The sequence below is a fragment of the Pseudodesulfovibrio cashew genome, assembly GCF_009762795.1.
GTDB lineage: Bacteria > Desulfobacterota > Desulfovibrionia > Desulfovibrionales > Desulfovibrionaceae > Pseudodesulfovibrio > Pseudodesulfovibrio cashew.
This window is the reverse complement of record NZ_CP046400.1, coordinates 3,019,698-3,031,184: the sequence shown is the minus strand read 5'-3', so window position 1 is coordinate 3,031,184 and position 11,487 is coordinate 3,019,698. Positions and strand designations below refer to the sequence as shown.

Below are 11,487 nucleotides of genomic sequence, written 5' to 3'. Positions count from 1 at the left end.
CAAACCAACAGGGCGCAGGTCGCCAAACGCAAGAAAAACTCAAGTCCGACGCCGAAGCGCCCCGGTTTGAGTTTTGCTGCTGCACCACAGTCGTGGTGCGATTATGATTTTGCTACGTGGACAGCTTGGCCTTGACCATCCCGCTGGCCTTCTTGCCGTCGACCTGACCCTTGTACGCGGCCAGAACAACGCCCATAACCTTGCCCATATCCGCCATTCCTGAGGCCCCCAGATCGGCTATGGCCTTATCGATGGCTGCGGAAAGCTCTTCATCGGAGAGCTGCTTGGGCATGTACTGCTCAAGCTCGGCCAATTCGTCGGCCTCAACCTTGGCCAGATCGTCACGACCTGCCTTTCCATACTGTTCGAGTGCGTCCTTGCGCTGCTTCGCCTGCTTGGCGATCAGCTCGAGGACGACGTCATCGGACAGGCTGTCGGCCTTCTCTTCGACCATACGGTTTTTAATGGCCGTCTTGAGATGCCTCAAGACGGCCACTTTTACCGTAGCTTTGGCCTTGTAGGCCTCAATGTAGTCCTTGTCGATCTGTTTTAACAGACTCATGCTACATACCACGCATCTTGCGGATTTTCTTGGCAAGCCTCTTCTTGGCGGCAGCTTTCTTTTTCTTCTTCTGCACGCTGGGCTTTTCGTAGTGCTGACGCTTCTTCAACTCGGACAGGATGCCTGCCTTTTCCACCTGCTTCTTGAATCGACGCAGGGAGATGTCGAAGTTGTCGCTATCGTCTAAATAAACGCCGGGCAATGTAAATCACCTCCTCGGTGAACCGCCCGCAACCAGATTCTTTATACGCGGGCTGGCGAAATAAGACAGTCTACATATACGGCCTGAGACCGAAATGCAACCCTAAAATAACATTTTAGGCCCATGAGACATGAAGACTTCAGGGTGGGCGGCGAGCCCAAAAAAGTTGCCCGGTGCATTCCGCACCGGGCAACTCGATCAATCTCTATGGTGTAGAACTAGTGGCTGGCATTCTTTGCGTCGCGCAGCGACTGGAGGATCGTGACAAAAAGGGCCACACCAATCACACCCAGGACGACATACAGAACGCCGAAAAAGACAAAGTGGTCGGGCATCCACCAAGGAAGGTCCATAGGCAGGGGGCTGTGTACGGTTTCACCGTGAATCATCTCTTAAACTCCTTATGCCTATTTAACGGCGTCCTTGAGGATTTTGCCGGGGCGGAACTTGACGACCTTGGTGGCCGGAATCTTGATTTCGGCACCAGTGCGGGGATTGCGGCCAACCCGAGCCTTGCGCTCGTCGACAGCAAACGTGCCGAAGCCGGTCAGGGTAAGCTTGCCTTCCTTGACCAGAGTATCCTCAACAGCTTCCAGGAAAGCGTTCAGGGCCTTCTCGGCACCGGTCTTGGTAAGTTTGGCCTTTTCTGCGATCTTGTCTACCAAATCAGCCTTAGTCATCAGTCCTTCCTCCTCAAAAAAGATTAACCTTAATATTGTCGCAAAGCGCTTTGCAGAGAGATACTCATATGCACTTCCTCTCCTCACGACTTCCTATTTGCCCTTAATTGAACTTTCAATTTGTGTCCAGTCCGAGAGGCCGGAAATCGGAAAAAACTACGCAATATGGACCTTTCAGAGCATTTTGCCACATCCAAAATCAGCCTCGACAGAACCCTTTCAGCTTCGCCAAGCCTCTTAATCGTCGATTTTTGTATCAAGATTCACAAAGTCCCCCATCAAAAGACTCTCTTCTTAATTTTCATGAATAACATCGAGCGACAAGAGGAGATTTATGGCCTGTCTCCTCAAGCACTTCACGCTTCACCATAAACGTTTTTGTCATCCAAAAATCAGAAAAACAGCGCCACGGCGGCTATATCAACCTCGAAAGGCCCTGGAATTGTTCCGGCGTGAGATTTTCCGGTCTGGCCTTGGGGCTGACGCCCTCTTCGTCGAACCACGCCTGTACTTGCTCGTTCCATTCCTGTTTCAAAATGGTCGACAACTGCTTCCTGCGTTTCTGAAAAAGGGTCTTAATCAGTCTGGACAGGGCTTCCGGATCATCAGGCCAAAGTTCAGACGGCAGCGGCCGAAACCCGACCACGGCTGAATCCACCTTGGGACGGGGCTTGAAGACCGTCGGAGGCACTTTGAATAAATAACGGGTATCCGCGAAATTCCTGACCCAGGCCGTCAACCCGCCAAAGGCCTTGGTTCCGGGATCGGCGGTAAGCCGCATGGCCACTTCGTGCTGAACCATGAATACCCCCAAAGACAGGGAGTGCACCCTGCTGACGATGTCCCAGATCAGCTTGGAGGCCACGTTATACGGCAGGTTGCCCACAATCTTGCACGACGCGGCGTTGAGGGATTCCCAATCGAATTCAAGGGCATCTGTCCGGACGACTTCGACGTCGGGAAAATCCTCTTCCAGACGAAGCGCCAGCGAATCGTCCATCTCCAGCACTGTGAACCGCCGGGGGCCAGCCCCGGCGATGAGTCCTGTCAAGGCACCCTGCCCCGGACCTATTTCAATGATATAATCATCCGGCTCGATCCGTATGGCGTCGACGATCCGGCGGCAGACGTTCGGGTCCTGCAAAAAATTCTGGCCAAGACTCTTCTTGGCGCGATGTCGGGGGCGTTCGCTGGTCATGGGCATTACCTAGCGGATGTCCCCTCAACCCGCAACAATATTGACACGATCTCCGAATACCCCGTATGAATCTCCGGTATTCATCACCAGGAGGATTTCATGAATTTACGAGACTACATCCGGGACATTCCCGACTACCCCAAGCCCGGTATCATGTTTTTCGACATAACCCCCATCCTGAAGAGCCCCAAAGCCCTGCAATATGCGGTGGACGGCCTGGCCGAACGCTTCAGCGGGTGCGGCGCATCCAAGATCGTGGCCGCGGAAGCACGAGGCTTCCTGTTCGGCACGCCCCTGGCTGTCAAGATGGGCATCGGCTTCGCACCGGTCCGCAAGCCAGGCAAGCTGCCCTACAAGAACCGCAGCGTCACCTACGACCTCGAATACGGCACCGACACCCTGTGCATGCACGAGGACGCCATCGATCCGGGGGACAAGGTCTTGATCATCGACGACCTGCTGGCCACCGGCGGCACTGCCGTGGGCATGGTGCAACTCGTCCGTGAGACCGGCGCCGACATCGTGGGCAGCGGCTTCGTGGTTGAACTCGGCTTCCTGGACGGCGTCAAGACCATGCAGAACGCCGGGGTGGAACCCACCTGCCTGCTGACCATTGACTAACCCGGAGTTCTCATGACCAAGATCGGCATCATCGGCGGCAGCGGCCTGGACAATCCCGACATTCTGCAGGACGCCCACGACGTGGAAGTGGAGACCGTATACGGTTCCCCGTCCTCCCCACTCAAGGAAGGCACCATTGCCGGCAAGGAAGTGGCTATTCTGGCCAGGCATGGTCGGGAACACACCATTCCGCCCACCTACGTCAACTACCGGGCCAACATAATGGCTCTCAAGGGTGCCGGATGCGACGTCATCCTGGCCACCACGGCGTGCGGTTCCCTGCGCGAGGAGATCAAGCGCGGCGACCTGGTCATTCTGGATCAGTTCATCGACTTTACCCGCCTGCGCCAGGTCTCCTTTCACGAGCGGTTCGAACCAAACTGCGCAGTGCACACCGGCATGGCCGACCCCTTTGACGAAGGTCTGCGCAGCAAGCTCAACGCAGCCTGCGACGCACTGGACATCGCCCACCACAAGGTCGGAACCGTTATCACCATCGAAGGTTCCCGCTTTTCCACCAGGGCGGAATCGAACATGTTCCGCCTCTGGGGCGCGGACGTGATCAACATGAGCGTGGCCCCGGAGTGCATCCTGGCCAACGAGGCAGGCCTCCCCTACGCCGCCGTGGCCATGAGCACCGACTACGATTGCTGGAAAACCGACGAGGCCCCGGTAACCTGGGAGGAAATCCTCGAAGTCTTCCACGGCAACGTGGAAAAGGTCGTGTCCCTGCTCATTGAAACCATCAAGGCCCTGGATTAACCCGGCGATGAGTGATCCGTCCTTCATCCCGGAACCGTGCGACCTGCTCGTCAGGGCCGATACGGTAGTCACCCAGGACGACGCCCGTTCCATCTTCAATGGAGCGGGCATCGCCATTTCCGACGGACTGGTGATGGAGGTCGGAGACTACGCCGCCCTGGACGCCCGCTTTGAACCAGCGGCCCGCCTGGACCTATCGGGCAGAATCGTGTTTCCCGGGCTGGTCAACGGCCACACTCATCTGCCCATGACCCTCTTTCGGGGGTTCGCCGACGACATGCCGCTCATGGAGTGGCTGGAAGACCACATCTGGCCCGTGGAGTTCCAGCTCACCGACGCCATGCTGGAGATCGGTGCGAAGATAGGCTGCGCCGAACTGATCCGCACCGGCTGCACGGCGTTTCTCAACGGCTATTTCCATGAAGAAATCACGGGAAAGGCGGCATCCTCAGCCGGGATGCGGGCCGTTGTGGGCGAAGGGTTCTTCGGATTCCCTTCTCCTCACTTCCCCTCTGCGGAAGCATGCTGGCAGGTCAACAGAAAGCTCAAGGAACACTTTCAGAACGACCTGCTCGTGCGTACTGCAATTACTCCCCACGCGGCCTTTACCGTGGGGCCGGATGACCTCACGGCCAGTTATGCGCTGGCCGAAGAGTTGGGTATTCCCTGGCAGATTCACCTTGCGGAATCCCCTGAGGAAACAGCCGTCTGCCTCGAAAAATACGGGAAACGCCCCGTGGCGCTGCTGCACGGACTGGGCCTGCTTTCCGGACGAACCACCCTGCATCACTGCGTGGACGTCACGGACGAAGAGATCGCCATCCTGGCCGAAACAGGAACAAAGGTGGTGCACAACCCAGCCTCCAACCTCAAACTCTGTTCCGGCATTTCGCCGGTCCAGAAACTGCTTGATGCGGGAGTCGTCGTAGGGCTGGGTACTGACGGAGCATCCAGCAACAATCAACTCAACATGTTCCGAGACATGGCCTTGGCCGCGCTTCTGGGCAAGGTGCGCCATGAGGATGCCTCTGCGCTGTCGGCCCAGAGCGCCCTGGACATGGCCACGCGGGGCTCCGCCGAGTGCCTCGGCTGGCAGGGTTTGGGCCGCATCGAAAAGGGATGCCCGGCGGACATGATCGCCCTGGACCTGAACAGCCCGAACCTGATGCCCGTATTCAATCCCGTATCCCACGCTGTCTACGCCTCCACCGGCATGGAGGTATGCATGACCATGGTGGCGGGCGAAGTTCTGTATTTATATGGCGACTATCGGACTATGGACGTTCACGAGTTGCGGAACGAGGCGTTGCAGGCTAAAAAATGGGTATTGTCCAAGGCGAAAAATTGAAATGAAGTCTAAAAAAACTTGACAACACCCATGTTGGATGCATATCCAACACTGCTCTTGCACCACAACAAGATTTTCAATGCCTGCGGGCATACAATGAGCCGCACCAATTTTTAGGAGGAAGGCATATCATGGCCAAGAAAAAAGCAGTTTCCCTTGAAGGCGCCGTCAAGACCGACGCCGGCCTGACCTACAAGGGCGTGATCATGGAAGAGGTTGACGAGAAGTGTGAAGGCTGCGAGCGCATCGCTGCAGTTGAAGGCGGCAAGTACTGCCCCACCTACGCCCAGCCCGCCCGCAAGTGGGCTCACGGCGTGTGCAACTTCGCCACGCACGTCCGCGCCGAGGTCGACAAGACCGGTGCTGTCAAGGTCAACCCGCTCAAGGCTTCCAAGCGCGCCGCCCGCGGTCGCTAGGCCTTTTATTCGTCAAGACACGGGCGGGGCTTGTCCCCGCCCTTTTTTTGTTTCGTGCGGGTGAAATTCCCGTTACCGTGGACACACATTCCCGGGAGGCAGCATGGATATCCTTTTCAAGAACCTCGACGAGCAGACCGAAACCGTTGTCGGATTGCAGGCCGGACTCACGGCCATTCCCGCCCTTGGCCCCCGCAACGGCGGCGAGGGAGAAAAGGAAAAGGCCGATTGGGTCATGGGTTACCTCAAGGACCTGGGGATAGAGGATGTACGAGAGTACCGCGCCCCCTGTGACGACGTTCCCTGCGGCTACCGTCCCAACCTGGTCGCCATGCTGCCCGGCGAAGATACGGGCAAGACCCTTTGGGTCATCTCCCATCTCGACGTCGTGCCTCCGGGCGACCTGACCCTGTGGGACACCGATCCGTACACCATGGTGCGCGACGGCGACACGCTCATCGGGCGTGGCGTCGAGGACAACCAGCAGGGCATCGTGTCCTCCCTGCTCGCGGCCAAGGCTTTGCTGGAGAACGGCGTCACTCCGAAAATCAATTACGGCATGATCTTCGTCGCTGATGAGGAAACCAGCTCCACCTACGGCCTGAGCTATCTGGCCCGCGAGCACGAGGACCTCTTCCGCAAGGACGACCTGTTCCTTATTCCCGACTCGGGAGAGCCCCGTTCCGAGCAGGTGGAGGTTGCGGAAAAATCCATGTTTTGGCTCAAGGTGACCGTGGAAGGCAAGCAGTGCCACGCCTCCACTCCAGCACAGGGCGTCAACAGCCTGGTGGCCGCCGCCGCGCTCATCCTGCGCATCAAGGATCTCCAAACGATTTTCGACGAGGAAAACCCCATCTACGATCCGCCCCACTCCACGTTCGAGCCCACCAAGAAGGAGGCCAACGTGGAAAACGTGAACACCTTGCCGGGCCGTGACGTTTTCTACGTGGATTGTCGAGTCATGCCGGTCTACAATCTGGAAGACGTGCTGAACACAATCAAGGGATTCGGCGCGGAGGTAGAAAAGGAATACGGTGTCACCATTTCCTACGAGCCGGTGAACTACGAACAGGCCGCCCCGCAGACTTCCGTAGAGAGCGAAATCGCTCGCAGGGTCATGGCCAGCGTGAAGAAGGTTTACAACAACAATCCCTACCCGGTGGGTGTGGGCGGCGGCACCGTGGCCGCCATCCTGCGCCGCAAGGGATATGAAGCCGTGGTCTGGGCCACCCTGAACCACAACGCGCACCAGCCCAACGAGTGGGCCTCCATCAAGAACACCATCGGCGACGCCAAGGTCATCGCCGACATGCTCATGTCCTGAATGACACGAAGCGAGGGCGCCCTGTGATGAAAGCCCCTTTTCCAGACGTTTTCGACCTGATTGTGGTCGGTGCGGGCCATGCCGGTTGTGAAGCCGCCATGGCCGCCTCCCACCTCGGCCTGCAAACGCTGCTGCTGACCATCAACATCGACCGCATAGGCCACCTGTCCTGCAATCCGGCCATCGGCGGATTGGCCAAGGGGCACATGGTCAAGGAGATCGACGCCCTGGGCGGCATGATGGGGCTGTGGGCCGACGCGGCTGGCATCCAGTTCCGCATCCTCAATACCCGCAAGGGACCTGCTGTCCGCTCCAGCCGCGCCCAGATCGACCGCGCCGAGTACATGCGCGTGGTCCAACGGGACATTTTCGCCCAGGAAAACCTCTGGGTCTTCCAGGACACGGCAGGCGCGATTCTGACGAACCAAGGCCGGGTTTCCGGCATCAGGACTGAACTGGGCGAGATCATCCCCGCCAGGGCCGTCCTTCTGACCACTGGCACCTTCCTTAAGGGGCTTATGCATGTGGGGCTCTCCAATTTCAGCGGCGGACGCTTCGGCGATCCGGCGGCCAATACCCTTTCCGACTCTCTCAGGGAGCTCGGTTTCGAGCTGGGCCGCCTCAAGACCGGCACCACGCCCCGTCTGCTGCGCTCGTCCATCGACTTCGACAAGATGCAGGTGCAGCCCGGTGACAATCCGCCGGTTCCCTTTTCCTTCCGCAACACCACGGTGCCCATGCCACAGGTGCCCTGCTACCTGACCTATACCAACCCCGAGGCCCATGAGGCCATCCGCTCGGGCTTTGACCGCTCTCCCATGTTCACCGGCGTCATAGAAGGCACCGGAGCGCGTTATTGCCCGTCCATCGAGGACAAGGTCGCCCGCTTCCCGGAAAAAGACCGCCATCAGGTATTCGTGGAGCCCGAGGGCCTGGACAGCCCGGAGATGTACCCCAGCGGCATTCCGACCTCTCTGCCTTTCGATGTGCAGAAAAAAATGGTCGCAGCCATTGCCGGGCTGGAGAACGCACAGATCGTCCGCCCGGGCTACGCCATCGAATACGACTTTGTGCCGCCCACCCAGCTCAAGCCGACTCTGGAGTCCAAACTGGTTCCCGGCCTGTACATGGCCGGACAGATCAACGGTACCTCCGGCTACGAAGAAGCCGCCGCTCAGGGGCTGTGGGCCGCCCTCAACGCCGCCTGCGCCAACCAGGGCCGGAAGCCGTTCCTGCTCTCCCGCGATCAGGCGTACATGGCGGTCCTGGTTGACGACCTGGTAACCAAGGGAACCATGGAGCCCTACCGCATGTTCACGTCCCGCGCCGAGCACAGGCTCCTCCTGCGAGAAGGCAACGCGGACGAACGACTCACGCCCATCGGGCGCGACCTCGGTCTGGTGGACGACGCCCACTGGGCACTCTTCTCCCGAAAGCAGGAGCTGCTCCAGTCCGTGCTGGAGGCAATGAGAACCATCCGTATCCGGCCCGACGCCGCCACCCGCGAAACCATGCGTTCCATCGGTGCGGCTGTTCCGGGCAAGGCCGTGGAGCTGGCCGCGCTGCTGCGTCAGCCGCACATGGAAATCGAAAAGCTGACCGTGTTCCTTCCGGAGCTGGCGGACATGCCGGACAATGTCCTGCGCGAAGCGGAAACCCAGATCCGCTACGAGGGCTATCTGGTCAAGCAGGCTGAGCTGGTGGCCAAGTTCAAGCTGATGGAAGACGTCAGGTTGCCGGAGGAGATCGACTATGCAGCGGTCTCCGGACTGACTACCGAGGTCATCGAAAAGCTGTCCCGGATACAACCCGTCACCCTTGGGCAGGCGGGCCGCATATCCGGGGTAACCCCCGCCGCGCTCACCTGCCTGGAAATCCACCTCAAGAAACTTGGCTTTTTGTAACACACAACAAGTTTCCCCACTATTGACAGGGTGTGTCCCTCTGTCTAAATACAACTAATACAATACTCCCCACAGGTGATGCCCTGTCATCCGGCGTGTGGAACGACAAACGATATCAAGGAGTCTGATCTTGGACGAAGGGTCTGACAGTCGATTCATCAACATCATCAAAAAATTATTCGGTTCCAACGGACATGATCTAGAGGAACACATCATGGAGGCCAAGGCTGAAGGGGAAATTGAGCCCCACGAGGTCTCCATGCTTCTCAACATATTGGATTTTGATGAAAAAATGGTCACCGAAATCATGGTGCCCAGAACGGATATGGCTTGCGCCGAGGAATCTTCCACGGTGCAGGACATCGCGCAAATTATCATCGAACAGGGAGCGCACTCCCGCATTCCCATCTACCGGGAAACCCGAGACCACATCCTCGGGGTGGTCCACGCCAAGGCCCTGCTCAAGCCCCTGCTTCAGGGGCAGGACGACATGTCCATCGCCTCGCTCATGCGCCCGGCATTCTTCATTGCCGAGGAAACGCGCCTGGACGACGTACTGGCCGCCTTCAAACGGGAAAGGCAGCACATGGCCATTGTCCAGGACGAATACGGCGGAACCTCGGGCATGGTGACCATGGAAGACGTGCTGGAGGAAATCGTCGGTGAAATAGCCGACGAATACGACCAGGAACGACCGGAGGAGATCCAGACTTTGCCCGACGGGGTCTACGTCGTTTCTGGCCGCGTGCCTCTTGACGAGGTATGCGAAAAATGTGCGATGAATCTGGAATCAACGGATGTCGATTCCATCGGCGGTTACCTGACCGCCATGGCCGGACGCATCCCCAACAAGAATGAATTCTTCACCTTTGAGGGTAAACGTTTTACGGTCCTCGAAGCCGACGACCGTCAGGTCTGGACTATCCGTATCGAACCGCTGGAAGGAGCATAAGTGCTCACACTTGTCCTCATCGCCGCGGTGGGAACCTGGATCGGCTTTGCCAATCCGCTTTTCCATTTTCCGCTGGCCGCTCTTGCCCTGCCTCTGGGATTGACCTGGATAGGCCTGCGGGCCACTTCTGCCGGCAATGCCTTCAAATTCGCATGGATCGCCGGCCTGCTGGCCGGGATCGGTATTTTCTACTGGGTGGTGATTCCCGTCCAGATATACGGCGGCCTTCCCTGGTACGTGGCTCTGCCATGCCCCGCCCTACTCGCAGCCGCGCTGGCCGTTTATTACGCCCTGTTCGCCGTGCTCATGCACGTCGCCGGACAACGGGTTACGGGGATTCCTCTCTGCCTGATGGCCGGACTGGCCTGGAGCACCATGGAACTGGGCATGGGAACGCTGTTGTCCGGCTTTCCTTGGATGACTCTCGCCTCAGCCTTCACACCCTGGACCTTCGCCATCCAAGGGGCATCACTGATTGGTGCCTATGGCCTCTCCGGCGTCCTGGCCGCCCTTGCCGTGGCCATCCTGCTCTACTCCACCTACCGCAGCACTCTCTGGTTCGCCGTATGCATGGCAGCCCTCATCACCGGATTCGGCGTATACCGGCTCCAGTTCATGCCTCAGGAAGACCCGAGCTATATGGTCTCACTGGTCCAAGGCAACATAGACCAGGCTCTCAAGTGGGAGCCCAAATTCCAGGCAGCCACAGTCAAGGAATACGCCAGCCTGAGCCTGGAGGCCATCGACAGGAACCATCCCGAGTTGGTAATCTGGCCGGAAACCGCCATGCCGTTCTATCTTCAGGACGTTTCCCCCTTCCAGAAAGCCGTCAAGCTCTTCGCCCACGACACCCATACTCCCATTGTCACCGGCTCTCCGGCCTACAAGGTCATCGATCTCAAAAAACGTGACTACGTCCTGTTCAACCGCGCCTGGCTGGTGGACGACCTGGGGAACGTCACCCAGTCCTATGACAAGGAACACCTGGTGCCATTCGGCGAGTACATGCCCCTTGAGGAGTACGTGCCGTTCAAGAAACTGGTCCAGGCGGCAGGCGACTTCAAACCCGGGACGGATAACAAACCGCTGGTAATAGACAGCGTTGCCCTTGGCATGCTCATTTGTTATGAAGGGATCTTCCCCGACCTGGCGCAACAGCAGGTGGAACGCGGGGCCACCGCTCTTTTGAACATCAGCAACGACGCATGGTTCGGCGACACCTCTGCTCCGAAACAGCATCTCGATCTCACGGTACTGCGCGCCGTGGAACAGGGACGCTGGCTGGTGCGCTGCACCAACAACGGCATTTCCGCCTTCGTGGACCCGCTGGGACGGCTGGCCCTGGTCGGTGGGCAGTTCCGGGCCGAAACCCTGAGCGCGAAAATCGCGCCATTGAAGGAAACGACCCCGTACCACCGGATTCACGACGACATCACATTCTACACTCCGCTCCTGACCCTGGCCCTGTTCGCCTGGGTTATCATCGGAGTGTCACGCAAAACGACCACAGGATGATTA

General features: G+C 58.4%; 13 protein-coding genes. 8 read left to right on the top strand and 5 right to left on the bottom strand.

What is annotated here, in order from left to right:
- Nucleotides 1-112: 112 nt before the first annotated feature.
- From GM415_RS13795 to rsmA, 5 genes are all read right to left on the bottom strand, one after another.
- On the bottom strand, nt 113-562 hold the full coding sequence (locus tag GM415_RS13795) for a GatB/YqeY domain-containing protein (protein WP_158949142.1): 450 nt from the start codon (nt 560-562) through the stop codon (nt 113-115).
- Between the two features lies 1 nt (nt 563).
- The gene (gene rpsU, locus GM415_RS13790) at nt 564-764 is read right to left on the bottom strand and encodes a 30S ribosomal protein S21 (RefSeq protein WP_158949140.1); all 201 of its coding nucleotides are present in this window, start codon (nt 762-764) and stop codon (nt 564-566) included.
- A gap of 218 nt (nt 765-982) precedes the next feature.
- On the bottom strand, nt 983-1,153 hold the full coding sequence (locus GM415_RS18000; protein ID WP_199244301.1) for a hypothetical protein: 171 nt from the start codon (nt 1,151-1,153) through the stop codon (nt 983-985).
- An 18-nt stretch (nt 1,154-1,171) separates the two neighbouring features.
- Nucleotides 1,172-1,444, bottom strand: a complete 273-nt coding sequence (locus tag GM415_RS13785; protein ID WP_158949139.1) for an HU family DNA-binding protein — start codon at nt 1,442-1,444, stop codon at nt 1,172-1,174.
- Nucleotides 1,445-1,859: 415 nt separating this feature from the next.
- On the bottom strand, nt 1,860-2,642 hold the full coding sequence (rsmA, locus tag GM415_RS13780; RefSeq protein ID WP_158949137.1) for a 16S rRNA (adenine(1518)-N(6)/adenine(1519)-N(6))-dimethyltransferase RsmA: 783 nt from the start codon (nt 2,640-2,642) through the stop codon (nt 1,860-1,862).
- 99 nt (nt 2,643-2,741) lie between these two features.
- Between rsmA and GM415_RS13775 the strand changes: the two genes are divergently transcribed.
- From GM415_RS13775 to lnt, 8 genes are all read left to right on the top strand, one after another.
- Nucleotides 2,742-3,263 carry an adenine phosphoribosyltransferase gene (locus GM415_RS13775; RefSeq protein WP_158949135.1) on the top strand — a complete coding sequence of 174 codons (522 nt, stop codon included), beginning with the start codon at nt 2,742-2,744 and terminating at the stop codon, nt 3,261-3,263.
- 12 nt (nt 3,264-3,275) lie between these two features.
- The gene (gene mtnP, locus GM415_RS13770; RefSeq protein WP_158949133.1) at nt 3,276-4,025 is read left to right on the top strand and encodes an S-methyl-5'-thioadenosine phosphorylase; all 750 of its coding nucleotides are present in this window, start codon (nt 3,276-3,278) and stop codon (nt 4,023-4,025) included.
- A gap of 7 nt (nt 4,026-4,032) precedes the next feature.
- Complete coding sequence (locus GM415_RS13765; RefSeq protein WP_158949131.1) at nt 4,033-5,373, top strand: amidohydrolase; 1,341 nt, start codon at nt 4,033-4,035, stop codon at nt 5,371-5,373.
- Nucleotides 5,374-5,504: 131 nt separating this feature from the next.
- The gene (locus tag GM415_RS13760) at nt 5,505-5,789 is read left to right on the top strand and encodes a PxxKW family cysteine-rich protein (protein WP_158949129.1); all 285 of its coding nucleotides are present in this window, start codon (nt 5,505-5,507) and stop codon (nt 5,787-5,789) included.
- 103 nt (nt 5,790-5,892) lie between these two features.
- The gene (locus GM415_RS13755; protein ID WP_158949127.1) at nt 5,893-7,113 is read left to right on the top strand and encodes a M20 family metallo-hydrolase; all 1,221 of its coding nucleotides are present in this window, start codon (nt 5,893-5,895) and stop codon (nt 7,111-7,113) included.
- A 26-nt stretch (nt 7,114-7,139) separates the two neighbouring features.
- Nucleotides 7,140-9,017: a tRNA uridine-5-carboxymethylaminomethyl(34) synthesis enzyme MnmG gene (mnmG, locus tag GM415_RS13750; protein ID WP_158949126.1), complete on the top strand. Its 1,878-nt coding sequence runs from the start codon at nt 7,140-7,142 to the stop codon at nt 9,015-9,017.
- A 130-nt stretch (nt 9,018-9,147) separates the two neighbouring features.
- Nucleotides 9,148-9,969 carry a hemolysin family protein gene (locus GM415_RS13745; RefSeq protein ID WP_158949124.1) on the top strand — a complete coding sequence of 274 codons (822 nt, stop codon included), beginning with the start codon at nt 9,148-9,150 and terminating at the stop codon, nt 9,967-9,969.
- Nucleotides 9,970-11,484 (top strand): apolipoprotein N-acyltransferase, encoded by a 1,515-nt coding sequence (gene lnt / locus GM415_RS13740; RefSeq protein WP_158949122.1) that lies wholly within the window; start codon nt 9,970-9,972, stop codon nt 11,482-11,484. It begins immediately after the preceding gene.
- The last annotated feature ends 3 nt before the right edge of the window (nt 11,485-11,487 follow it).